The following is a 23,594-nucleotide window of genomic DNA, read 5'->3' on the forward strand; positions in this document are numbered from 1 at the left end:
ATCGTGGATCGAGTATATTTGCATGGAGTTGCGCAGGTAAAAAAAGTCGGCAACACGATGTACATCAATTCCGATGGCGGTGGTGTTGTCGATGAGAAAACGGTTATTGCTACAGGCAGTGATAAACCGCGAACTTTGGCTGATAGATTCTCTGACATCATCAATGTCAAAGATTTTGGAGCCAAGGGCGACGGCGTGACCGATGATACAGAGGCATGGGACAAGTGGCAGGATGTGCTCAAAAATAAAGGTATAGGGTATATTCCTGCTGGAAGCTACCTTGTCAACGGAGTCATACGGTATTTTATATCAGGATGCTTCGGTGACGGTATTAATAAAATAATCAACACCGGAATTGATGAAAACGAAAGCCAAATTGCTAACCATTACGGTAACACCGGCCCCATAGTCCAGATATACCGCAATTACACAGACTGGGAGAGCTTCTCTCCACTTATCGACTTGTCTTTCGATGCTAATGTAACAAAAAATAACGACTGGCATACTAACGGTTCCGGCCCACAGGGTATACAGGTTCGTGGCACAGCTAAGGGGAACGGCAACACTATGCCTATAGGGATCCGTTCCTTTATGCAGAACAAGCTCAACGGAGACGGGGACGCGGTGGCCCTTTGGGGAAGAGTGGTCAAGGAATCCCCTGATGGGGGAACAAACGACAGTGACTCGTGCGGCGTACATTGTTCCGCGTGGAACTTTTCTGACACAGGTAAGGGCCTGGTTATGGCTTCTGAGCATTGGGCAAGGCAAGGAAGCACAAGAGAAAACGAGCCGTATATTGTAACAGGGGCGCAAATAGGTGTCCCAGACGGAGCACTCGTTTGCCAGCATATCAACGCTAACTCAGATGTGGGCATGGCCCATGCCCTGCTGCTCCTTACTGGTGGTTCAAAAGGTTATGGTGCATGGAATGCTATACAAATCGGTCGTGTATTCGATAAAGCGGGAGAACACGGGGTTGACCACACCGTTGGCATAAACTGCGGTTCATGGTTGAAAGACTATGGTTATCCAATGTACGGTATACAGTTCGGCTACTGCCCGAATCATGTCCGTATGATTGGCGCATATCCATATAATATCAAAGCTGATATGACAGTCTTCCGTAACCAGGTTGATGATAATAATGCCATAATAGTAATAAATAAGAATACTGGCGAAGGGTATGCATCTTTTGTCTTTCAGCACGAAGGTGTTGCCGTTTCAGACATTATCACAGAGGTCGGCAACATAGATACTTTTTATCGTGTTAGGCAGGCCGGTGGTCATCATGTCTTTTATGCGCAAGACGCGGCTGGTACCCTGAAAAGGGTATGCTCAATTGGAACCATTGCCGTTTCCCCAGGTACTGATAATGAAGTGTCGCTTGGATGGAGTTCTAACCGTTGGACACAGGTTTTTGCATCAACTGGCGCAATATCTACCTCCGACGAGCGAATGAAACAGGATATATCAGATATACCTGATGCTGTGTTCAAGGCATGGGAGAAGGTACGTTTTCAGCAGTTCAAGTTCAAGGACGCTGTAGAAAAGAAGGGAGACAAGGCGCGTCTTCATTGTGGACTTATTGCGCAGCGGGTTATCGAAGCCTTCGCCGAGGAGGGGCTCGATGCCAAGGCATACGGTTTGCTGTGTTATGACGAATGGGCAGCGGAAGAAGCCGTCATTGAACATATAAAGGTTGTTGACCGTGAGGAAACATATAATGAAGACGGCTCTATCAAGGAGCCTGAAGAGTTTCACTATGAAGAGAATGTTCTTTCTCCCGCACGTGAGGCGGGAAGCTGCTACTCTATACGTTATGAAGAGGCGCTTGCTCTCGAATGTGCCTACCAGCGTCGTCGTGCAGATCGTATTGAGGCCCGACTTGCAGCGCTAGAAACAAAGTTGGGTGTCGTATGATCCAGAACCGTACAACGATCATCAACACGGCACTGATGCGCGTCAGTGCGCAGGGCATCAATTTGGCTTTTCAGGATACACCAGCGGCACAGGTTGCTGAGACTGCATACGACCGGAGCCTTGAATTTTGCCTTTCGCTGTATCCGTGGCCTTTCGCGCTTCGGTATGCGGTTCTTGCTCGGTCTGCTGATGCCCCTGCTTTCGGCTACCGATATGCGTACCCGCTCCCCGGTGACTGTATGCGCGTTCTGGATGTGAGGCGGCATGGTGACGCCGGGGAAGTGCCGACATGGGCATATCGGCATCCGGGGCCGCGCTACAGCATTGTCGGTCAGGAAATTTACACGGACGCGGATAGTCTCGCGCTCAGGTACGTGAGCAATGATCGGAATATGACTGTCAGCGAAACGTTTGCCGATGCTCTTGCGTGGAAAATCGCCTTTGAGATTTCGCAATACGTTTCTCAGGGCGCAGCGAATGCGCAGAACTATTTCCAGATTTTCGAGCAGGCCATTGACCGGGCGAAAGTAGAAGCCGACGCGCAGGATAATCCCGTGCGTGAGGAATGGCCTTCCCGCTTTCTGAATGAAAGGTGGGTCAACTGATGCCGATTTTTCATACCCAAAATGTCCTGAATGGCGGCGAAATTTCCCCACTGCTCCGGGGGCGTGTCGATCAGCCGCGCTACAACACGGGAACCCGCGAGATGTTGAATTTTGTCCCGATGCCGCAGGGGGGTGCAACACGTAGGCCGGGGACGCGGTATCTTGGTACGGCGAAGAATCAGGCGTCCCGGCTGGTTCCATTCGTGTTCAGCGAGACGCAGGGCCGGATACTTGAGTTTGGTGACAAGACAATGCGGGTATGGCTGCCTGACGGTACACTTATCACGGATGATTCGGGTGAACCGTATGTTGTAGAAACTCCATTCGCCGCTTCTGAGCTGCGGGCTATGCGGTTCGCGCAGTCGGCTGATGTGGTTTACTTCGCTCATCCGGCGTACGCTCCGTGTAAGGTGTCCCGGTACGCAGACGACGATTGGAGATGGGCGACACTCACATTTATGCCGTCCATTTCAGCGCCGAAAAAGCCTACATTGCAGATTTTGGACAAACGTGCTGATGATGACAAGCCCAAAAATCCGAGCAAGACGGACTACAGCTATGTGGTGACAGCCATTGATGAGGAGACGGGTGAAGAGTCCTCAGCGTCTCCTGCCGCCACGATTGAGGCTGAGGCCCTGAACAGCGTTGATTACCATATCCGCATCACATGGCCCGCCGTATCTGGGGCCAGCGAATACCGCATTTATAAGAAAAAGGTAGGTGTATTCGGATTTATTGGGCGGGCCAGCAAAGACGATACAGTAACCGCGACAACGACGCTCCAAGGAATTGATATAGGCGGTTATCGTTTTTCCCGGACGGCTGACGATTTGTATGTCGGAGTCTTAACTACGACGATTGAAAAGCCTAATGAGGAAACAGAAACAGTCGTCACCGGGGTCAGCGTTGGGGGAGACAACGCTTTTGAGCCAAAACTATACCCCGCATGGTACAATGCATCACTCAAAAAGCTTTTTGTCTATCACGATAAAAATGAACACGGCATTCCTGTAGGCTGGATCGGCGTTGATAATGTGCCTTCGACGTATGAAGGTAGATATAGTTCTTTTGCCAGTTATGCAGGTTTCGGTCAGAGTTCAGCCTATCCCCAAGGATTCCAAGGGGACATTCAGGCCAATCCGGTCTTTTTTTATACATATGCACAATACTATGACGACAAAAATATCGGTGCGGATACCGAAGACACGCCGATAGAACACAAGAACCCTTTTGAGGGTGAGGGAAACTATCCTTCGCAAGTCTTTTTCCACCAGCAACGTCTTGGCTTTGCGGCTACGGCGAACAGGCCAATCACCATTTGGCTTTCGCGGACGGGTGAGTTTGAGAGTATGGCTTCCTCGGTTCCTCCGAAAGACGATGACGCTATTGAAGTGACGCTTGCCGCGACTCAGGCGAACAAGATCGTATGGCTCCAACCTGACCGGAACGCTTTGGCTTTCGGAGCTGAGGGGAGTGAGTGGACGCTTGAACCTTCTGAGGGTGTAGTGCTCACGCCGTCAACCGTCTCCTTTCAGCTCCAGACGACAAACGGAGGGGAGGGCGCAGTGTCGGCGCTGTCGGTCGGCGGTGGCCTCCTGTATGTGCAGCGCGGTTCTGGGGCCGTCCGTGAGTTTGCCTACAACTACAGCGCGGACAAGTACCTTGGGCAGGATTTGACCATCCTTTCTAGGCATATCGTCAAAGATCGGGACATCACTGCATGGGCGTACCAGCAAGAGCCGTACAGCACGCTTTGGTGCGTCCTTTCCGATGGTACGTTTATCGGCCTGACCTACATGAAGGAACAAGACGTTATCGGCTGGCATCGGCATACGACTGAGGGGGAAGTGCTAGATATGGCTACAATCCCCGGAACGCCGGATGATCAGGTGTGGTTCCTCGTGCGGCGTTCGGGAGGCGTCTTTGTCGAGCGTCTGGAAACCTTTTTTGACAGTGATGACCTGAGTGAAGCTTTCTTTCTTGATTCGGCATTGCACTACAGCGGAACCCCTGCGGATACGTTCAGCGGGCTTGGGCATTTGGCGGGCCGGGCTGTGCAGGTTTTTGCGGACGGCGGGACGGTTGACGGTTTAACCGTAAGTGAGGTGGGTGAGCTCAAGCTTAAAGTTCCCGCGTCTTCCGTGCTTATCGGGCTCCCGTATACGGGGCGGCTTATCCCGAACCTGCCAGAAGTGCAGACGCAACAGGGGTGGACGCTCATGCACAACCGGAAAATTTTGGCTGTCAGGGTCAGGACGTACCGGAGCATGTCGTTTATGGCTGGCATCGAGGGGAACCTTTCGCCCATTGTTGACAGGCATATCAAAGGGGGCGCGTTCAGTGTGAGGCCATTTTTCAGCGACGGGACGGATTTGAATATGGAAACATGCGGCGGTTGGGCATCCGAGTCCCCGCTTGTCTTTGAAGTAAACAGCGCGACGCCGCTCACGATTCTGGCAATCGTCACGACGATGGAAATAGCGCCGTATGCCGGGGGAGGGATGCTGTAATGGGATTTGATCCTTTGACTCTAGCCTTGACTGCTGGCGGCCTTTCGGCGTTGTCCAGCCTGCAACAGACTTCTGCCGCCAACAAACAGGCGCAGTACCAGCAAGACATAGCGAAAGCGAACGCTGAGGCCGCACGGAATCAGGCGAAGATCACGGCTGAGAAGGGGCGGATTGAAGGAGAGAACCTTGACCGGGAACGGTCGGCGCTCCGGCGGCAATATGCGGATTTGCAGTCTGGAAATATCGCTTCCCTCGGTGCGCTCGGCGTCGATATGTCCAGCGGTTCTGCTCTGGACACGCTTGAAGGCAATGCCCTGCGGTTTTCTCAGGATGTGGCTCTGAATCGATACCAGAAAGCCCTTTCCGAATGGGAGACAGGTGAGAACGTAAAGGCTCTTGAGGCGAACGCGGCGAACTATGACGCAGCGGCAAGCTACTACGGATCGACGGTGAAGGGGCTTGGGAACTCGCTTTTGACTGCGGGCATCACCGGGTTGACCAGTGGGATCGGCGCCTATGCAATGGCGGGGGGATTCGGGGGGAGTTCCAGCAGTGGACTATTCGGCGGTCGGAAAATTGTTTCCGGTGGTGGGGGAATGTCTGAACGGCAATTTCTCAAAAACTACCTTTCGGGCACGAGATAGAAAATGGCGATCCGTATCCAGCAATACAATACTGGCCCCCGGCGTATCGGCTTCGGCGGCATTGATCCGGGGTATCAGCAACCGCGGATCGGGAATGTTGCGGCAAGGGCTGAGAATCAGCTTGCGGGCACGATTCTGGAGGCCGGGAAAGAGCTTACCAACATCGCAATCAAGGAATACGTGAGCACTGAGACGACGAGGGTGTCTCAGGCGCTTCTTGCCATGCAGAAAGAGCTTTCCGCCGAACGTGATCGCTACATGGCTGAGAATCAGGGGCAAAACGCCATTGATGCGGGCCAGCATTTCCAGAAGTTCGCAAGGGAGACGGCTCAAAAGTATTTTCAAGAGGGCGGCTTCTCCGGTCGCTTTGCCGAGATGTTCAACAAGCAGGCTGCGGGTACGGCGCTGCACTTTACTGAGCAAGGGCAGGCATACGGGCGGCAACAAAAAGCCGCGTGGGAAGACTCGGTTATCACTGGCGACATTGAAGATTTCCAAAGTCTTGCGGCTCAGAACTACAACAATCCTGAGCTTATCGAATTCAACCGTTTGGCTCTTCGGGAACGGATTGAGAACATGCGCCCCGGCATGGACAACCGGGCTCTTCTCTCCCGTATTGATGAGGGGGCCGCAGAAAGCATTATCAGCGGATACCTCTCACATGACGACATTAAGGGCGCTCGTGGGGCGCTGAATGAGTACCGTGGACTTCTTGGTGACAAGGTGAACGCGGTTGAACTCCAGATACGGAATCGTGCGGACGCACTCGAAGCCAAGGCGCGGGCCGAGGCGGAACGGGCACAGAATCAGGCGGCGGCACAGCTTGGAATCAGCCTGTTCCAACAATACGGGAACAACGCGGAAAGTGTACAGGAGCAGATTGGGAAGATAAAAGACCCCGTAATACAGGAGAAAGCTATTCAGTCATACCTCACGCAGCAAGGGCTACATGAGCGGTTGCAGCAACAAGCCGAAGTTCAGAAGAAAGCGGCTGTCTATAATGACGGCGTGTCACAAACAGAGGCGGTGCTGAAAGATCCCAACCTTACCTATGAACAGAAAAATTCGAGGCTTGCGGAAATTTTGGCGGGGATTTCCGATCCTAAAATGCGCAAGTCTGTAGCAGATTATCAGGACTTTTCGATCAACGGGGTTGAGGCCCCCGTCAATGACCGTATTCTTGCTGACGCTCAATCATACGCTGCACAACCGGGTGTGACCGCCGATATGGTAACTGCTCGTTTTTCCGGTTTCCTTCCCCCCTCCGCACTTCAAAAGGTAAGAAAAAGTGCTGAGGATCAGCAATGGAAGCAGGAAGAACAGAAGGTAAAACAATACGCTTTTGCTTACATGAAAGAGAAGCTGGGCTATACCCAGAGCCAATGTGAGAATGCGTATAAAGTAATACTTCCTTCATTAAATGGGGCTATTGGGTTTGAAGATAGGGTTAAAAAAATACCTCTTCTAATTGCAGAGGTAACGATGGTGTCACCGGGCAGATTTTGGGATTCTACGGAAAATGTTCCTGCTTTTGAGGTAGACTATCACAAACGCAATGGCTGGTATGTCAAAGAAGAAGGCGCCAAGCAAGTAAAGCGTTTTCGGTATAACCCGAATACGAGGGAGCTTGAAGAACAATGATTGAGCTGGAATTGCCCAACGGAAATATTATTGAGTTCCCTGACGATACGCCTCAAGATGTGATGTTGCGTTATGCCCAATCAGAAAAAGCAAATGGGGAAGTCATAACCGATGACCAGATCGAAGCTGTAGCTTCCGGCGATCTTTCAGCCACCGGGTACGAGCCGGATCCGCAGGTGATTGCAGGGTTTCGGCGTGTTCCGCAAATGAACATCACAGAAGAGGCTTTTGCCGGATATGTTCCGGGAAAAGCGGATCTTGCGCAAGATCTGGAGCTCCGTGCCCGAACCGTAGCCGAAACCTTCCCTGATACACTTTCTGCTGTTGAACTCTCGAACAAGACAGGCATCCCTGTAAGCACGGTTTTAGAGAATCATAAGGAGATCTCCAAGAGTTATGATGCTGTACAGAATGGCCCAACGCGCCGGGCCGCTCTGGAAAAGATGATTCGTGACGAGCCTATCACCGGACGTTGGCTTGTAGAGCAAGGCGCGGCTATGGTTGCCGGACTTGGCGATCAGCTCCCTGAAATCGGAGTATTTGAAAACCTTTCACAGGAAATGCAGGAAGCAACTAGGATTGGGCAACTGCAAATCGAACTAACAGATCTACTGAACAAAGTTTTTTGGCAAAATAATCCCGATCCTGCCGACCTCCAGCGCATTGAACAGATCAATTGGGAACTCTCCGTTAATCAGGCGTACCGCCAAGATGAAAGCTTCTTGATGGGGGCTTACCGCAGTTCTTTTGCTACGTTTTTTTCTCAAGTTGCAGAGGGGGCTTATCGTTCCGTACTCGGAGGGGCACAGGCCGGGACTGCTGCGGGGGTGGCTACTTCTGCCTTTGGCCCTGTATCTGGCGTCTCCGCAGGTTCAGCCTTTGCAGCGGGGGCCGGGGCTGCCGGGATTCGTTACGCCTTTGAGATGTCTCTTGGTGAAATTTATGGTTCACTTTCACAGCTTAAAGATGAAAACGGGCAACCTCTCCCGCGTGATGAAGTTCGCCTTCTTTCATTCCTTGGTTCCCTACCTTCGGGAGCATTGGAAGTGGTGGGGGTACATAAGGCGCTTTCACTTATCCCCGGCGCTGACAGGCTCTTAAACCGGGCAACGGTGGCCTCCGCACAACAGCTTTTGAGCCGTAATCCTTCCCTGTTGAAAGCCGTAGGAAAGGGTGCAGGGGAGGCCCTCGGAGCATTGGCTACCGAAGTCGGCGTAGAGACTGCACAGGAAGGGATTAACATCATCACGGAAGAAGTCGCGAAACAAATCAGTGACCAGCCTTTCCGTCTGACTACAGGTGAAGAAGCCGCTGAACGGCTTTCTGACGCGGCCTATGAGTCTCTTAAAGCGTTTGTTTTGCCGATTGGCGTAGGCGGCGGGGCTATGCGCGTCCGTTCCGCCGTGCGCGATTCCAGAAGGGCAATGAACAGTGCGAATACATTGCAGTCTCTTTCTGAACATGCCGCCAACAATAAGCTGATTAAAGAAAGTCCCTCCTCTGCTGAACAGCTCATTGGGCAGTTGAAGGAAGAGGGAGTTTTGGGAGATCTGTACGTTAATCCTGAAGCCATGCAGCGCGTTCTTTTCCAGTCTGATGAGGGGTTGCAGATTGCGCAGCGTATCAAGGTATCCGCTGAGGATGTCGCGGACGCTATGGCTCTCGGAACTCCGGTTGCCATTCCGATGGAAAAGGCAGTCCCTTATCTGCTGAATACGGCGCAGGGGAAGGAGCTCTTGCAGGACTCCACGCTGGATCCTTCGATCATGTCTCCCGGTGAAGTTCAGGAAGTGACCTCCGGGATGACGCAAGAACAGCTTGCACAGATTGAGGCGCTCAATTCATTCCTCGATTTCGTTGATTCAAGCATTGAGCAGGCTCAGAACAACAGGGAAAGCTTTGACCGCATTGCGGCCCCCTACGTCCAACAAATGCGCGACGCAGGCTATTCTGAGTCTCAGGCGCGGCATTATGGCGATCTCCTTGCCGCCAATGCGGAACGTATGGCGCCGATGTACGGCATGGAACCTGCCGCATGGCTTGAATCCCGGTTGCAGGGCATCCAACTCATAGATCTCAATGCCCCCACGCAGGACGTTCTTGACGCCCGTACACAGCGCGCCTTTGCCCGCCAGCCTTTGGCTGAACGCGATCCTTTGTTGGCTTTGGTATGGGGACGGCTTGACGGGAAAAGCCTTTCCTCAGCCTACAATGCCGATACGCTCAAGGAAATTACGCGAGCAAGAGGGCGTGGACTCTTCAAGTCGAGAGAGAAGGGCGGCATTCCCATTGACGAGCTTGCGGATGAAGCCGTACGCCGTGGGCTTCTGCCGGAAGGAAGCGGGGCGGATGAACTTGTTGAGCGGTTGAAGCAGGGTACGGCCTATCACCAATTCATTGATCCCGCCCGCGTTGAGGCGCATCCAAACGTTCAGGACGTTGTGCCTGTACTCCGGCGCGTCTTTCACATGAACACGATGGAACTTGACGACAGCATGGCCACCGTGACCGTTCCCCGTGAAGAAGGCATGAGCGGGCCTTTGACTGACATTTACCAGCATGAAGCGTTGTATGAGCTCTATCCTGAACTGAGAGAAGCCCAATATGAAGTTGTGCCGGAAGAACGGCTTCCGGGGAATCTCGCCGGATATTCTCCCAAATACGGAACAATTTACATCACCACCGATCCCGATGTGACGCCAGCCGTCATTGCGCATGAAGTGCAGCACGCGATCCAAGACATTGATGAACGGTTTGATTTCGGTTTGTCGGAAGAAGCCTCCCAAGAGGTCTATTCTCAGGTTGAGCAGGAACTTAAGGGAAGAGTCCCGCTGGAGCGTGCCCGTGTTCTTGCCGCTCGCATTCAGTACCTTTCTCAAGCGCATGAGATCCAAGCTTTCGACACGCAAAACCGTTTTGAACTGACGGCGGAAGAGCGGGCCAAGTACGAACCGAACAACCCAAGTACCTACTATCAGCGGAAAGATAAAAACAATATCCGGGGACAAATTGAATCTACTGCTGACGGGAAATGGTTGATCAGCGTCTTCAAGGGTAAAAAGAACCTTTCTACGATTATTCATGAAACGGGGCATTTTTTCCTCGAAAACCTTCGGGATGCCGCTGCGCTTGAGACGGCCCCGGAATGGGTCAAGAACGATTGGGACGCCATTAAGAAAGAACTTGGGATCAAAAGTGATGGCGTTATCAAGAGGGAAGCACACGAGAAGTTTGCCCGCCAGTTTGAAGCCTACGCGCGGGAAGGCAAGGCCCCACGGCAAGAACTGCAATCGGCGTTCAGGCAGTTCCGGGCATGGCTTACTGCAATTTATCGTTCCGTCCGGCGTTTGCTTGGTGATGCGGAACTTTCCGCCGATGTGCGCGCCGTATTCGACAGGCTTCTTGCCAGCGAAGAAGATATTGCTGTTGCCCGTGAAAACGGTTCCCCGGCTCCAGCTATTGAGCGTGCCTCGGAAGTGTTGGGTATCCCTGCGGAACGTCTTGACGCCTACAGACAGGCCGTTTCCAGAGGGATGCAGAAAGGGGAAAAAGAAATTGCACTGCGCCGGATGCGCGAACAAAAGCAGGTCGAGAACGAGGCACGCACAGAGGCGCGGGATTTCGTGCGTGATGCTCCTTTCTATCGTGGGATCCGTGAACTTTCCGCAGTCGGCGGCATCAATTGGGATTCTCTTATAGACATGGCTACTGAGGATCTGGCGTGGCTGTTGCGCGAAAAATGGAATGCGGGCCGGGATCGGGATGTCATTAAAGGACGGGGTGGGGTATCTATCGACGATGCCGCAGCTTATCTTGGCGTGCGGGACGGGACGGAAGTTCTCGCAGTGCTCATGAATGAACCGACAGCGGCTGAATACACTGAAACCCATATCCGTTCAAAAGTCGCTGAATGGGAAAAGACTTACGTACCCGATGCAGAATTCATGAATGATGCGATGGATGAAGCTTTGCGTATTGAAATTGAATCTCTCGGCGGGAATGCGGGCCCCACAACCAAACAGTTGCGCGATGTTGTTGATAGGCGTGTGGGCGTCAAAAAGGCTTCCGCTGTTGATGCCGAGTATAAAGCACTGACGGCGGCAATTCGCAAGCAGAGGGTTCTTATTGAGGAGGCTGTAAGGGAAGTCCGGCGGGAAGAACAGACAAAACAGCGGGGGAGCGATGCCGCAAAGAATGCGCGTATAGACGAACTGCGTTCCCGCCTGGCACAGCTCAAGGAAGAGGAAAGGTTGAAGCGGTCGGCACTTGGAGCGGCTTACCGTGCGCGGATTGAACGGAATCAAAAGATACGCCAGATCCGGCGTATTGCACGGTCAAAGGATATTCCCGACAACTTCAAACAGCAGATCCTTTCTCTCGTCGCACACTTCCCCGGCCTTGGCGCTAAACGCATGGCCCCCCGTCCTGATGAGAACAGGCCGACGCTGTTGCAGTTCCAAGAAGCCCTTGGCGTGGAATACAGCCTCGACCCCACAGGAACGGTTTCGCCTATTGCAGGGTGGATATTTGAGGAATCGCAGCGCACAGGGCTGCGCCGGGCAAGTGAGCTTTCCCTGTCCGAATTGCGCGATGTATACGATGCGATCAAGATTCTGGCGCATCAAGGGAAGGCACAGGATGCGCTGATCGGTATGCTGCATAAGCAGGAGCTTGATCAAGCCGTGGCTGAAACCGTGGCGCCGATGGCTTCCTTGAGCGAGATAAAACATATTACGGCTGATGAACGCAGCCGTTTGCCCGGCGCGTTGCGCGCATGGTTCCGTGATTCCCTCGCCAATATGAAGGTGATGCGCTACCTGTTCGACGCTGCGGACGGCTACAGGGCGGATCACGACGGGCCGAACAGCCGCTTTATCGTGCAACCTCTCCAGCGCGCCGCGTCGCAGGAGCAGGCGTTGTTCCGTGAATACGGCAATGCGCTGCGCGGGCTTCTTGATCCCATTATGGGAAGGGACATGCACAAAACATTCACAATTGAGGGCGTCCGTATGCTGCCGGATGTTGAACGGGAGTTTGGCGGACAGTGGACAAAAGAGCGTGTTCTTTCCGTTGCCCTGAATATGGGGAATGACGGCAACCTCTCGGCGCTCCAGCGCGGCTATAACTGGAATATGCAGGACTTGGAGGCAATCACCCGCAGGATGACAAGTGCTGAATGGCGGTTTGTACAATCCGTATGGGATCTGATTGATAAGCTGTATCCGGTGATCAACGCCACATATGAGAAGATGTACGGCATCCCGTTGAAGCGGGTAGAAGCTAAACCGTTTACAGTGGTTTCCACTGACGGTGAAACCATCACTATGCGGGGCGGTTATTATCCTCTCATGTTCGACAAGCGATTCAGCGAGGCGGCACAGCGAAATTCTGATTTTGATGCCCTGAACTCACAGGAGGCTATTCTACGGACGCCGAACCCGAAAAGCGGCATGACGCAGGAGCGTAAAGGCGCGGGGCTGCCTCCGCTGTTGTCCCTGTCCGTGCTGACTTCCCATGTTGCGGACGCCATTCATTACGGCACCCATACGCTGCCGCTTTTGGATGCCTACCGCATTGTGAAACAGCCTGTGTACCGCAGGGCCATGCAACGGGCTTTTGGAGATGAAGCCTATGCGCAGGTGGTGCCGTGGCTCCGTTCCATTGCCCGCCCAGATCGTACAAAGATCGACGGTATCAACAAGATGTTCGAGTTCTTGGCGCGCCGGGGTTCTCTGGCGGCGATGGGGTTCAGTTTCCGTACGGCGTTGCTCCAGATAACGAGTTTCCCTCAGTCGATGGCAGAAGTTGGCACGGGCGCTTTCATACGCGGGGCGTACCATATGATCGCCCACCCTCTGGAAAGCTGGAATACCATCCGGGAACTTTCCCCCTATATGGTGAGCCGTTCACGGAACATGGAACGGGACGTAGCGGACAGGCTCAAGCCGTTCAGAGAAGGTACAAAGATTTTCGGCTCGAAATGGGAAGAAGCGGCCTTTGCCATGATTCAGGCTATGGATGCCATTGTTGCCTATCCGACATGGATGGCGAAGTACAACGACGCGATAGGTAAAGGCGTTGAGCAATCCAAGGCTGTGCTGATGGCCGACGATGCCGTAATCCGGGCACAGGGTTCCGGCTTGACGATGGATACCACTGCGCTGATGCGTAAACCGGGGGCTGCCCGTCTGTTTACCATGTTCATGAGCTTTGCCATGAACTGGCAGAATCGGCAAAGGTACTATCTTGCGGGGTTCCGTGAATCTCTACGGACGGGACAGTCTGAAATCGGAACGGCACGGTTCTTCTCCCATTTCGCACTCGAATGGCTGGCACCTCCAATGCTGACGCTGCTTTTAATTGGTTGGGGCCGCGATGGGGAGCTTCCTGAACTTGAAGATGTGGGCTCTGAACTGCTCGGTTACTGGTTGATGGGGATCCCGATTGTCCGGGAAATCCCGGCCTTGTTCGAGTACAACAAGAAGTTTGGGGATAGTGCGGCATTCAAGGGACTGAATGCGGCGGTGACGGCAACTCGCGGCGGAATGAAGATTGCGGCGGGGGAAGCGTCTGATGAGCAGTTCTACAAGACGATGAAGAACACGCTTGACGCCGTTGGTTTTGTCGCGGGGGTTCCCACGGCTCCGATCTGGCGCACGGTTGAGGGAACGGAAGCGTTCCTTGAGGGCAATGCCGGGCCCCTCGCTCCTATCCTCGGCGCTCCGTCCAAAGACAAGCAAAAACGTACATCGGCATTCTGATAACCGCTCTTTGACAAGGAAATAGGGAAAGGATAGAAAACCGCCGTGGGCCAGTCTCCGAAAGGAGGTTGTGCCTATGGAGCAGTTCCTGCTGAACGTCCTCGCCAATGTGTTGGCGGGCGTTATCGTGGTTCTCGTTGCACCTTACTTGAAAAAGTAGGCTGAAAACGAGTTGCCCCGGTAGGGACTGACCTCCCTGCCGGGGCTAAAAACTGGATGAGATAGAATCAAATCCGGGGACTGGCCCCAAAGGGCGGTGGGTGTTGGTAGCACTCGCCGCCCTTCCTGTTTGAGAAGATAACTACGTGCGGAGATTAAGTCAACGGCTCATCGAGCAACCACAGTGCCGCATCCCTGAATTTTCGCCGGGGCAGGCATGAGTATTTGCACCCGTACCTCTCCCGCATCATAGAAAAAAGCCTGTGGTGCGCCGTCCTGCGTTCGATTCTTCCATCCGCCACACGAGCCGCCTCCACATCCATGAGCGCCAGCAACGCCCGGCGCTGAAAATCGGTGATGTACATGGCTGGCCCCTATCCGCGTCCGCTCAAGACTCGGTTTGCGGCACGGGCGGCAATGATTGCCTCCCTCATACGAGACAGTCCGGCGTCAATCCAGTTGTAGGCATCGTATGATTGATAGGCCAGTGCGCTGGTAAGCCTATCCTTGGAAGCGGGATCCATTGTTGGGAGCATACCGAGCATGGCGGCATAAGCCCCTTGATTCAGGCGGATGTATTCGGCGTTGAGCTCCGAAAGGCGGGTTCTGGTTTCCACGGAAAATTCCATGAATCGCCTTTCAAGATCGTTGAGGGCCTTCACACGGTCGGCGTAGGGTAAAGACGGTGCTGTCAGCTTCCTGCTCTTCTTTCGGGCAAGCTCTTCTTCCATCGCGTTGAACGCTTCAATGTAGGCCAGCTTGATCGCTAGGGCCTTCTTTCCGGTGTACCCCATGACCAGCAACATGAAGCCGTCGCGGTATATGATGTACATGGGACGGTTCTTAGCTTGTTCATCGAGGTAGGAGGCCAACTCAAAATTGAGTCGGCTAAATTTTTCCGGTGAGTTAGATACAATTTGAGCAATATCTCGTACTACATTCCCGTGCCGTTTTTCAAAAAACTTTGACACATCAATGGAGGTGACGGCGGGACGTCCCTTGTGAAGGGATACGGAAGGAACGGGATCGGAAAGGAGAAGGGATTGAGACATGGTGCAAACTCCTGTGTTTGGAAGTTGGCACCGCCTACGAATGACGATGCCGGGTGTTCGTAACCGCACACAGGAGCGGCTCCCCGCCTTTAGCCTTGCGGCTTGGACATATCGGGGACACCCGGCATCAAGAAGATACAAGTATAGCAGGAAACCGCAGTCAAAAAGAGTCTTGACTTTGGCATAAGGGCACAAAAAAAGCCATACTTTCGGGGTGGCGTTGTCCGCCTGTGTTTGGTGTTACGAGCACCGTGGGAAGACAACGCCACAAAAATGGGAAAATGTCAAGATATTTATTCCCAATTTTTTTTGAGCTCTAATGCTAATTCTTCAAATAATTTTCCGGTAGAAGGAAAACAATTTCCAGTCCATCCACCTTTTTTTATAAATAAAATAGTATCATTTGTTTCCAAATCAACAAGTTCTAAAGTGTATTCATCAAACTTGACTTGTTTGTTATATAGACACCAATCAATAACCGCTCCTGGATATTGATTTATTCCATATCTTGCTTCTGATATATTATAGCTTAGTGAAGTGGATTCGTCTACTTTTTTTTCTTTTGATACTATTGATGGGGTATTTTTAACTTTAAAACCATATTTAATTAAAGACTTTTTTAAATCGTAATCAAATTTTGTTGAATCTAGAAGAACTATTTCATGGGTTGTTGTGTCTATTGGGGTGTCACTTACTCTGTCAACTGATAATGATGATGCGCATCCGTATAGCATTATTGAAAATATTGTTATAATTTTTTTCATATTTATCATCTCTCTTTATTGTTTTTAAAAGAAATGGGGAAATGGTATTCCCCAAAAATTTTTTCTTTAACTATTTAGGTAACTAGATGCCTAATAAAAGTGGCTAGTTGTCAAGACGATTTACATAGATAAGAACAGTGTCAGTATTTCTTTTGCCATTGCTAATATAATTATGATATTATAGAATATCATGAATTTTATTGTTTTTTTTAGAACGAACTTAAATATAATGAAAAAGATAAACGCACCAGCAACAACAAAAAATAAACTTCCTATCCCGTAGCCGCCTAAGAAAGCGAATACCCTTGAAAATTGTTCTAGATCCCATACCCAAGGTAAAAAAAGTACCATAAAATATGTACATGTTAACAATAGTCCACATGTCCACTTCGCAAAAAAGTTATTTGTTTCTAGGGATTGGACAGAATTCGTTTGTGGGGTTGCATTTTCAGGCATGATTTCTCTCCTCGTCTATTTTTGCCCCTATCAGAAAACGCATAGGAAGGGAAATGAACTGAAATCACACACAAAAAAGGAGGGGAAGAAAGGAAGGCAAGGGGGTGAAGACATGACAAACCCCTTGGAAAAGATTATGATTTGCGATGAAGAAGGATAGTGGCGGGGGAGGTGCGAACTCCCCCACCGGCTCGGCGGTGAGACGCCGAACCACGGCCCCACATGAGGATTGGGCCCCTCATGCAGAGTATCCGTCCGTATTGGTGCTCCGAAGGACGAAGCAAGTTTTGCATAGCACTACGAGCGGGATGGGGCAAGAGCAAGGAAGTTTTGAATGTCGGTTGAACGACTGACACCCAAAGAGGCCGCACAGTATCTTGGTTTTTCGACATCAACGCTTGAAAAGTGGCGCAGGGGCAAAAAGGTTTGGGATGAGTCGAACCGGGGGCCGCGATATACGAGCCTGAACGGCAGGATATGGTACCGGAAGGATTGGCTCGACGACTGGCAAGATTCGGTTTGGGCGCTTCCCGCAAGAAGCCGCACAATGCCGCAATGAAGCCCATGCCTGCCCATTGCGCCGCATTTTCCCTCTTAACCTGTCATACTTTCAGCATATCCATAGCAAACTGACCTCCAAGGAACCCGCATATCGCGGGTCAAAACTTTGGAGGTCATTTTTTATGGCTGAATTTGCATCGAAAGGTGTAGCTGGTACGGGGTTGGGGCTTGGTATCGCTGGTACCGCGCTTGCTCTTCTGAACAACGGTGGCGGCTGTGGGCTTGGCGGTCTTCTGGGTGGTGGCAACTGCGGCGGTATGCAGGTGCTGGTATCCGAACAGGCTGGTCAGATTGCCCGCCTTGCCGCTGAGAAGTACGCTGACGGCGTTGGGATTGCCACTTATAAGGAATCCCTGTCTGCAATGGATAAGCGGTTTGATGAAAACCGCGCCCGTATCAGCAACCTTGAAAAGGTCGTGGCTGAAAGCGCTGTGCGAGAAACCGAACTGCGCGGTGAACTGCGCAACCTTTACACCTACCTGAACGGTCATTTCGTGCCCGGTAAGCTGGTGATGCCCGCTGACGCGATTTGTCCCGAACAGATGCCGCGTTATAACTCGTGGACGGCACCCACCGGAACGGCTCCTGCTGCGGCTTCCGCGTCGAAGTAATCCCAACACCGGGGGAGGACGCTCCCCCGGTTATTATGGAGAACAACGGGCATGAAAATGTCGCCGGGTAATATCCCCGCGCTCATAGGCGCATATGTAGAGCAAGAGGTTGTTCCAAAAGCAAACGGCTTGCAAAAAGTAATGTCGTATCTTGCCGTACCCGTGATCGGGGCGCAGGCACAGCAGATGTTTACTCAATACAAGTCAGCATTGTCTGCCCTTGGCGCTTTGACCGATGACGGCATGATTGACCTTGATGTCTTGTACCCGCGTCTGAAGGACGCCGTACATAAGGCGGGCAAGGTTCCGGTCATGGGCATTATCTTCGATGAAAGCGACGTGGACAAGCTAAACGCCATTGCGCAGCAGTATGCGCAATAGGAGGATGATATATATGCTTGACGAAAGGCAAAAGACGATCTTGAAGCATATCCGGGATAAGGCTATCGAACATGCTGAGGAATGCGTGGACGATGAAAGCCTTCACTCGGCGGGGGAGTGGATCGATATTGCGATGGATGCCGATCATATTCTCCGCAAGCACGAATGGATGGAAAAACATCCGAACGTCTAGCCCAGATAAGGCAGGCCGGGTTCCGAAAAGGGCCCGGCTTTTTTGTTGCCATGATTTACGGGCATGGGTAGAGTTTCCAGAGAAAGAGGAGGAAAAATATGCCTTTGCCCATGCCCGAAGAAGAGGAAAACTTGCGCTGCCCGCACGGTGAACGCTACCAAGCCCTAATGCTGTGCTCTCTGGACTGTGCAATAAGTGGTGCCCATCCAGACAGGAAAACAAAGGCCGATGGTCGATTCATCATCACGCCGTGGTGGTGCCTGCACAAATGCAAATGGCTGCCTGAGCACAGAGACGAGATCCGGTTTGTGGTGAAAAAGTCGGATTGAAGGCACAAAAAAATCCCCCTCCCGGCGCGAACCGAGAGGGGGATCGAAGTATCCACACAACATATTAAGGCACCCTTTTTTAGCGCGTTGGGAAGACGCTTTTTGCTGTCTGCACCAAGCAACTTGGTGCAGGATATTTGTTACTTATTGAAATAAATTGTGAAAGTACTTTTTCGCGGAAAAAGAAAACGCCCGCCGGATTCCGGCGGGGCCTTGACCTTGGGGCCTTGGGTGACCATAGTAAAGGATATTTCCCTCTAAGGAGTTTTCATGAATACGCCATCTTCAGCCCTTTCCGATGAAATGAAAGGGGCGATGTCCACTCTGCTCAACGCCGTTATTTTTGAACAATGGCTTCGTTTTTCCTGGATTGAGGAAGACGAGGAAGGGGATTTTTGCATCCAGATCCCTGAGGAGACGGTCAGCGAACTGGTGGAGGATTATCCTGAATACAAGGGGTTGATCGCCCAGCTCAACGGGACCATCGTTGATGCGGACATGGCCTGTTCCGCCGTCCTCGGCTATGCGCGATCCTCGCTTGGGGAACAGGGCCTCGCCGTGTTGGAGCACAATGAATTTCAGAATATGGTGGGGCGCTTCCACCAGTGGCTCAACGACAATGTGGAAACGCTGGATCAGGAGCCGAAGAATTTCGATCAGTGGTGTGCATTGTTCCATGCCGAATTGCAGCAAGCCCCCAAGGGCGGCGATGCGTAAGCCGCCTTTGAGCGTCCCGTCGCTGACGGATTTCGCACATCAGGCCATCGGGCGGGCGGTTTGCGCCGCCCATGAGAAAGGCGGGGGCGGTGTCCCCGTCTTTCCGCTTTTGGTGGACGCCACGGCGGGGAACGGCTACGACACCGCTTTTCTGGCGCGTCTGGCGGGAGAGGGCGGGCGCGTCGTGGCCTTCGACGTCCAGCGGGCCGCGCTGGACGCCGTCCGCACCCGTCTGGAAGGGGAGGGGCTGCTGTCCCGTGCGGACCTTGTGCTTGGCGGGCATGAACATATGGAAGAGGCCCTGCGGGGGCTGTTCCCCGGTGCCGTGCTGACGGAAGGCGTTTCCGCCGTGTCGTTCAATCTGGGGTTTTTGCCGGGGAGCGACAAACGGATCGTCACCCAGGCGGAAACGACGCTGGAGGCGCTTGATGCGGCGGCGCGGCTGTTGTCTCCGGGCGGGCTTTTGTCCGTGCACGTGTACACGGGGCATGCCGGAGGCATGGAAGAAGGCAGGGCCGTCCTTGCGTGGAGCGAAGCCCTGCCTTGGGAAAAGTGGCGGGTTACGGCCCTGTCGCAGCACAACAAGGCGCGGAACAGGGAATGGCTGGTTCTGGCGGAGCGGCTTTATTTGCCCCAGAGCGAAAGGTGCGGCCCGGCGTCGGCCAGTGCGTCGAGGGGGATGTCCACGACCTGCGGCCCTGCGGCCCACGGAGCCACCTGATAGGGCTGGAAGAAGATGCGTATGCCCTCCGGCGTGAGCGCAAAGCTGGAGAAGTTTTCGGCTTCGGGGGCGGTGCCGCTGCTGAGCATGTCGTCGTTGTACATATCTCCGAGGGATTTGGTCAGGGCCTTGGTGCAGTAGCCGCTCATGACGTCGAGCGCCGTATCCAGATTTTCAAAGACGTCATACAAATCAATGAGCGTGCCGCTCTTCATATCATAGGTCGTCGTGGTGATTTCAAGATTGCCGTGCGCGCCGCCGGTATAGCTGGCGGTCTTCCAGATGATCGAAAGGACGGACGGCGTGGGGCGGGTCGTGCCGTAGGTCGTTTCGAGCTCATAGGGCACGCCCAGATCCGGTTCTTCGCCATAGGTATTCTGGAACGTGTCCACCGCTTGCTGTGCCCAGTCGGCCACATCGGCATCCACGCGGGCATTGCCGGTTATCGGGTAATGTACCCGAATCTGAATCTTGCCGGTCTGCCGGGAAACCACGGCGTCGCGCTCATTCAGGGCGCTGGCAGACGTGGGGATCGCCAGCGCGACAGCACAGCACAGCAGAAGGAAACGGACGAAGTATGACATGGGAGATCCTGCTCCGAGTGATTTTGCGGCAGACATGACATCCGGAAGCCGTTTTGTCCAGAGGTTAGAGGTCAGATCCGGCACGCCGCGTACAGCCGGGCCAGCCACGGCCTCGAATAGATTTCCAGCCTGAGCCTGAGCCAGCTCCACCCTGCGTCGCGCACCTTGAAGCGATGCACGGCTTCGGGCGCGGCGGGCGGGTTGGCTCCCATGCGTGTGGTGAAGAAGACGGAAAACCCGGCTTCCCGCCCTTCTTTCAGCGCCACCTCGGAACCGCTTCCCCACGGCCAGCACAGCGAGCGCACAGGATGCCCCAGCTCCCGGCGGAGCGTTTCCGCGCAGGTGCCCAGCTCTTCGCGTATGCGGCTGCGGCGGGCCGCTTCGCTTTCCAGCGAACCCAGCCGATCCGGGGAAAATCCCGCCACAAGCGTTTCCAGTGCGGCTACGTTTTCCGCCGATTGGAAGAACGCACGGGCCGTTGCCGGTTCCTGCGGCACGAGGCGCCGCACGGCGGCGACCAGATCGGGGGAAGGGATAAAGGCCCGGCTGTACAGGAAGGGGCGTTCCTTGAAGCGGGGCAGGCCCCAGACTTCAGGGAAATCGACCGCGTTGAACGTGTTCGTCCGCGTTCCGGGGACGTGGAAGCGCTGTCCGGCGGCTTCCAGTGAGGAGGCGGGCTTCCGGTGCCTGTCGTGGCGGTTCACCGGGCCCCATTCCGGGCCGGCGAAGACGGCGAGGTGGCGGGCGGAATGTGCGGCTACGGCCATGACGCCGCTGGACTCCATGTGCCGGGCCTCTTCCCAAGAAAAGAACAAGTCGCGGCGTACCTGATAGCCGAAAGGGGTGTCGCACATGGGCGCATCCACAGGGGGGAGGCTGGACGGGGATAAACCGTCCCAGACGTCGGCAAGGGTCGGACGGCGTTTTTTTTCAGCCTCCATCCTGTCGGTGACGGCAAAGACGACGCCTTTGTGCCCGTATTTCCGCAGGATGGGCCATGCGTAGACGTAGTTGTCCAGATACCCGTCGTCAAAGGTGATCAGCAGGGAGCGCGGCGGCAGGGGCGCGCCTTCCAGCAGAAAGGCCTCCGCCTCATCAAGGCCGATCCCGCGCCAGCCGTGTTCGGCCATGCCCCGGCACTGGTCTTCAAAATGTTCCGGGCTGACGGCGATGGCCCCCGGAAAACGGCTGACGTAATGGTACATGAGTACAGGAAGGCTGTATGCGCTCATGGGGCATCCTTGAATGTTTGGAGGAAACTCGAAGAACCGTTTCCGCTTGCAGGGGAAGGGGCCGCCCCACGCTTCCCCTTTCTGGGGGGGATGATGCGGAAAGCGTATGCCGGGAGGTGCCTTCAATACCCGTGCGTACCGCTTTTTTATGATGAAGCGCGCAAGGTTTCAACCATCCCCGATACGGAAAGGCTCTGGTATGGCATGTGGGGGCATCTCCACGGTGCGGTGAAAAGGCAGCCTTTTTCTCCAGCTTTCCCATCGGCGGAATCCATAGTTGAGGCATTGTATTGGTTATTCCTTTGGAATTTCAAGGAAAAAAGCGCCAGCCATTTTTATGGCACAGCTATGGAAAAGGGGCGGCCCCTTTCCCGGAACCGCCCCTGAAAGGCGAAAGCTAGAGGCTGCCGCTGGTTTTGCGCTGTTTGGTTCCCGTATTGGACGCCCACTGGTGTTCGGGGGAGAGGAACTGCATCGGGTTGATCGGCTTGTCGTGGAGCCGCACTTCAAAGTGCAGGTGTGGGGCCGTAACCCTCCCAGTCCTGCCGAGGTTGCCGATGTATTGGCCTTGTTTGACTTTTTGCCCTTCCCGGACGCCGAGCTTGTCCAAGTGCGCATAGCGCAGGATAACGCCTTTCCCGGCGTCGATGTCGATGGTCAGGCCATAGGAGCCCTTGCGCCCGCTGTATACGATGGTGCCGGGCGCGGAAGCGACGACTTTTTCCCCGCGTTTTCCGGCGATGTCCACGCCCGCATGCATGAGGCGCCTGCGTTTGATGGGATGTTTGCGGGGGCCGAAGGACGAGGTGACCCGGATGGTTTCCTTGACGGGCCGGATGAGCGAAAGGGCCGGGTAGAGCGAGGGTTCCTTGAGCATTTCCGGCGTGGCTTCGATGTCGCCGTCGTCGAATTCCTCATCAGGGATGGGAGTGAAGCGGGCGTTGGAACCGTTTGGGCTGACGCTGGCGGTCTGGAATTCACGGCGGGCCGTGTAGGAAAGCGTTTCACGCGCCGGGGGGCGGTATTCATGCAGATTGGTCAGTGAGTCATGGTAGCGGACGATGGAATACTGGTGGTGCCGCAAGCCGGACTGCTGTGGGGCGCAGGCTGTGAGGAGAAGGAGGCAAAGGGCGGAGGAGAAAAGAATAAGCCTTTTTGCCGCGCCGGAAGGCAAAGATGAAGGTTTGAGCGTCATGAAAGGTTCCTTAATTTACGAGGCCGCATCCATAGGGAAGTGGGGGAAACTCGCCCCGGCCGTGATGTCATTGCGGAAAGAAGGAGGGACAGTAGCATCCCGGACAAAAGCTGTCGAGCCGATGGATTTTTTTGCGGGCAGCTCGGCCAATCGGCCATAAAAAGAAGCTGTTACGCCATGATAGCGCCTAAGCGAGCCCTCTTTTGTCTATCCGGTTTAAAAAACTGTACATATTTATCGTCGTATGATTTTTCAATGATCATGGAGGATAAGAACGGCCTGTCGGAAGCCGTGCGCTGAGAAAATTTTTTTGGAAAAAATTTGTTATCGTCAATAGGAACTTTTCCGACAGGGGGGGGCGTTTTATGGAATCCTCTATCGTGGCAAAAGATTGGTGCCCGTTTGATGCAATTCAATGTGTAGCTATTGAGGGAAATTTTTGGCTGTGTTCAAGTTCGTGGTTGATACAAGATTCCAACTGGAAAGGAAGAGTTCTTTGGAAATGATTTGGAGGTCTCGCAACAATTCTTCAAAACTGGATTTCATGTAATGAACAAA

Annotated in this window: 20 protein-coding genes; 13 read left to right on the forward strand and 7 right to left on the reverse strand. The window is 53.6% G+C overall.

Features of this window, described 5'->3' with window-relative positions; genetic code table 11:
- Window positions 1-3 precede the first annotated feature (3 nt).
- Genes ACZM8Y_RS02865 through ACZM8Y_RS02890 form a run of 6 tightly spaced genes read left to right on the forward strand, consistent with a single transcriptional unit; the run spans window position 4 to window position 14,081 of the window.
- Window positions 4-1,920 (forward strand): tail fiber domain-containing protein, encoded by a 1,917-nt coding sequence (locus ACZM8Y_RS02865; RefSeq protein WP_489501562.1) that lies wholly within the window; start codon window positions 4-6, stop codon window positions 1,918-1,920.
- Window positions 1,917-2,525, forward strand: a complete 609-nt coding sequence (locus ACZM8Y_RS02870; RefSeq protein WP_482332815.1) for a phage connector family protein — start codon at window positions 1,917-1,919, stop codon at window positions 2,523-2,525. The genes ACZM8Y_RS02865 and ACZM8Y_RS02870 overlap by 4 nt, the downstream gene beginning before the upstream one ends.
- Complete coding sequence (locus tag ACZM8Y_RS02875; RefSeq protein ID WP_489501563.1) at window positions 2,525-5,035, forward strand: phage tail protein; 2,511 nt, start codon at window positions 2,525-2,527, stop codon at window positions 5,033-5,035. Before ACZM8Y_RS02870 ends, ACZM8Y_RS02875 begins: the two co-directional genes overlap by 1 nt.
- On the forward strand, window positions 5,035-5,679 hold the full coding sequence (locus tag ACZM8Y_RS02880) for a virion core protein, T7 gp14 family (protein WP_489501564.1): 645 nt from the start codon (window positions 5,035-5,037) through the stop codon (window positions 5,677-5,679). The genes ACZM8Y_RS02875 and ACZM8Y_RS02880 overlap by 1 nt, the downstream gene beginning before the upstream one ends.
- A gap of 3 nt (window positions 5,680-5,682) precedes the next feature.
- A complete protein-coding gene (locus ACZM8Y_RS02885; RefSeq protein ID WP_482332821.1) occupies window positions 5,683-7,320 on the forward strand; it encodes a hypothetical protein in 1,638 nt (545 codons plus the stop codon).
- Window positions 7,317-14,081 (forward strand): hypothetical protein, encoded by a 6,765-nt coding sequence (locus ACZM8Y_RS02890; protein WP_482332823.1) that lies wholly within the window; start codon window positions 7,317-7,319, stop codon window positions 14,079-14,081. Before ACZM8Y_RS02885 ends, ACZM8Y_RS02890 begins: the two co-directional genes overlap by 4 nt.
- A gap of 314 nt (window positions 14,082-14,395) precedes the next feature.
- Here ACZM8Y_RS02890 and ACZM8Y_RS02895 read toward each other — a convergent pair whose 3' ends face one another.
- From ACZM8Y_RS02895 to ACZM8Y_RS02910, 4 genes are all read right to left on the reverse strand, one after another.
- A complete protein-coding gene (locus ACZM8Y_RS02895; RefSeq protein WP_482332825.1) occupies window positions 14,396-14,605 on the reverse strand; it encodes a hypothetical protein in 210 nt (69 codons plus the stop codon).
- Between the two features lie 9 nt (window positions 14,606-14,614).
- The gene (locus tag ACZM8Y_RS02900) at window positions 14,615-15,292 is read right to left on the reverse strand and encodes a Rha family transcriptional regulator (protein ID WP_482332827.1); all 678 of its coding nucleotides are present in this window, start codon (window positions 15,290-15,292) and stop codon (window positions 14,615-14,617) included.
- Between the two features lie 293 nt (window positions 15,293-15,585).
- Window positions 15,586-16,056: a hypothetical protein gene (locus tag ACZM8Y_RS02905; protein ID WP_482332829.1), complete on the reverse strand. Its 471-nt coding sequence runs from the start codon at window positions 16,054-16,056 to the stop codon at window positions 15,586-15,588.
- 120 nt (window positions 16,057-16,176) lie between these two features.
- Window positions 16,177-16,512, reverse strand: coding sequence for a hypothetical protein (locus ACZM8Y_RS02910; protein WP_482332831.1), 336 nt, complete (start codon window positions 16,510-16,512; stop codon window positions 16,177-16,179).
- Window positions 16,513-16,846: 334 nt separating this feature from the next.
- Here ACZM8Y_RS02910 and ACZM8Y_RS02915 point away from each other — a divergent pair, with 334 nt between their 5' ends.
- The 7 genes from ACZM8Y_RS02915 to mnmM all read left to right on the forward strand — a co-directional run bounded on the left by ACZM8Y_RS02915 (window position 16,847) and on the right by mnmM (window position 20,025).
- Entirely contained in the window at window positions 16,847-17,071 is a 225-nt protein-coding gene (locus ACZM8Y_RS02915; RefSeq protein ID WP_479858233.1) for a helix-turn-helix transcriptional regulator, read from the forward strand.
- Window positions 17,072-17,195: 124 nt separating this feature from the next.
- Window positions 17,196-17,684, forward strand: a complete 489-nt coding sequence (locus ACZM8Y_RS02920; RefSeq protein WP_479858234.1) for a hypothetical protein — start codon at window positions 17,196-17,198, stop codon at window positions 17,682-17,684.
- Between the two features lie 51 nt (window positions 17,685-17,735).
- Window positions 17,736-18,065, forward strand: coding sequence for a hypothetical protein (locus ACZM8Y_RS02925; protein ID WP_479858235.1), 330 nt, complete (start codon window positions 17,736-17,738; stop codon window positions 18,063-18,065).
- 13 nt (window positions 18,066-18,078) lie between these two features.
- Window positions 18,079-18,258 (forward strand): hypothetical protein, encoded by a 180-nt coding sequence (locus tag ACZM8Y_RS02930; RefSeq protein ID WP_337432214.1) that lies wholly within the window; start codon window positions 18,079-18,081, stop codon window positions 18,256-18,258.
- Between the two features lie 98 nt (window positions 18,259-18,356).
- The gene (locus ACZM8Y_RS02935) at window positions 18,357-18,587 is read left to right on the forward strand and encodes a hypothetical protein (protein WP_482332834.1); all 231 of its coding nucleotides are present in this window, start codon (window positions 18,357-18,359) and stop codon (window positions 18,585-18,587) included.
- A 270-nt stretch (window positions 18,588-18,857) separates the two neighbouring features.
- Window positions 18,858-19,304 carry a hypothetical protein gene (locus tag ACZM8Y_RS02940; RefSeq protein ID WP_302553549.1) on the forward strand — a complete coding sequence of 149 codons (447 nt, stop codon included), beginning with the start codon at window positions 18,858-18,860 and terminating at the stop codon, window positions 19,302-19,304.
- Window positions 19,297-20,025, forward strand: a complete 729-nt coding sequence (gene mnmM, locus ACZM8Y_RS02945; protein WP_479859050.1) for a tRNA 5-(aminomethyl)-2-thiouridylate-methyltransferase MnmM — start codon at window positions 19,297-19,299, stop codon at window positions 20,023-20,025. The genes ACZM8Y_RS02940 and mnmM overlap by 8 nt, the downstream gene beginning before the upstream one ends.
- Here the strand turns inward: mnmM and ACZM8Y_RS02950 are convergent.
- The 3 genes from ACZM8Y_RS02950 to ACZM8Y_RS02960 all read right to left on the reverse strand — a co-directional run bounded on the left by ACZM8Y_RS02950 (window position 19,929) and on the right by ACZM8Y_RS02960 (window position 23,036).
- On the reverse strand, window positions 19,929-20,609 hold the full coding sequence (locus ACZM8Y_RS02950) for a DUF3298 and DUF4163 domain-containing protein (RefSeq protein WP_308772053.1): 681 nt from the start codon (window positions 20,607-20,609) through the stop codon (window positions 19,929-19,931). The two genes, mnmM and ACZM8Y_RS02950, sit on opposite strands and share 97 nt — an antisense overlap.
- Before the next feature lie 71 nt (window positions 20,610-20,680).
- The gene (locus tag ACZM8Y_RS02955; protein ID WP_482332837.1) at window positions 20,681-21,841 is read right to left on the reverse strand and encodes a polysaccharide deacetylase family protein; all 1,161 of its coding nucleotides are present in this window, start codon (window positions 21,839-21,841) and stop codon (window positions 20,681-20,683) included.
- 397 nt (window positions 21,842-22,238) lie between these two features.
- Window positions 22,239-23,036 (reverse strand): M23 family metallopeptidase, encoded by a 798-nt coding sequence (locus tag ACZM8Y_RS02960; RefSeq protein WP_302553559.1) that lies wholly within the window; start codon window positions 23,034-23,036, stop codon window positions 22,239-22,241.
- Window positions 23,037-23,594: the final 558 nt, after the last annotated feature.

The sequence above is a fragment of the Bilophila sp. genome, from assembly GCF_057864385.1.

Coding starts and splice junctions, on each gene's coding strand:
- ACZM8Y_RS02870 (WP_482332815.1), top strand. CDS start 1,917: ATGATCCAGAACCGTACAACGATCATCAACACGGCACTGATGCGCGTC.
- ACZM8Y_RS02875 (WP_489501563.1), top strand. CDS start 2,525: ATGCCGATTTTTCATACCCAAAATGTCCTGAATGGCGGCGAAATTTCC.
- ACZM8Y_RS02880 (WP_489501564.1), top strand. CDS start 5,035: ATGGGATTTGATCCTTTGACTCTAGCCTTGACTGCTGGCGGCCTTTCG.
- ACZM8Y_RS02885 (WP_482332821.1), top strand. CDS start 5,683: ATGGCGATCCGTATCCAGCAATACAATACTGGCCCCCGGCGTATCGGC.
- ACZM8Y_RS02890 (WP_482332823.1), top strand. CDS start 7,317: ATGATTGAGCTGGAATTGCCCAACGGAAATATTATTGAGTTCCCTGAC.
- ACZM8Y_RS02895 (WP_482332825.1), bottom strand. CDS start 14,605: ATGTACATCACCGATTTTCAGCGCCGGGCGTTGCTGGCGCTCATGGAT.
- ACZM8Y_RS02900 (WP_482332827.1), bottom strand. CDS start 15,292: ATGTCTCAATCCCTTCTCCTTTCCGATCCCGTTCCTTCCGTATCCCTT.
- ACZM8Y_RS02905 (WP_482332829.1), bottom strand. CDS start 16,056: ATGAAAAAAATTATAACAATATTTTCAATAATGCTATACGGATGCGCA.
- ACZM8Y_RS02910 (WP_482332831.1), bottom strand. CDS start 16,512: ATGCCTGAAAATGCAACCCCACAAACGAATTCTGTCCAATCCCTAGAA.
- ACZM8Y_RS02915 (WP_479858233.1), top strand. CDS start 16,847: ATGTCGGTTGAACGACTGACACCCAAAGAGGCCGCACAGTATCTTGGT.
- ACZM8Y_RS02920 (WP_479858234.1), top strand. CDS start 17,196: ATGGCTGAATTTGCATCGAAAGGTGTAGCTGGTACGGGGTTGGGGCTT.
- ACZM8Y_RS02925 (WP_479858235.1), top strand. CDS start 17,736: ATGAAAATGTCGCCGGGTAATATCCCCGCGCTCATAGGCGCATATGTA.
- ACZM8Y_RS02930 (WP_337432214.1), top strand. CDS start 18,079: ATGCTTGACGAAAGGCAAAAGACGATCTTGAAGCATATCCGGGATAAG.
- ACZM8Y_RS02935 (WP_482332834.1), top strand. CDS start 18,357: ATGCCTTTGCCCATGCCCGAAGAAGAGGAAAACTTGCGCTGCCCGCAC.
- ACZM8Y_RS02940 (WP_302553549.1), top strand. CDS start 18,858: ATGAATACGCCATCTTCAGCCCTTTCCGATGAAATGAAAGGGGCGATG.
- mnmM (WP_479859050.1), top strand. CDS start 19,297: ATGCGTAAGCCGCCTTTGAGCGTCCCGTCGCTGACGGATTTCGCACAT.
- ACZM8Y_RS02950 (WP_308772053.1), bottom strand. CDS start 20,609: ATGTCATACTTCGTCCGTTTCCTTCTGCTGTGCTGTGCTGTCGCGCTG.
- ACZM8Y_RS02955 (WP_482332837.1), bottom strand. CDS start 21,841: ATGAGCGCATACAGCCTTCCTGTACTCATGTACCATTACGTCAGCCGT.
- ACZM8Y_RS02960 (WP_302553559.1), bottom strand. CDS start 23,036: ATGACGCTCAAACCTTCATCTTTGCCTTCCGGCGCGGCAAAAAGGCTT.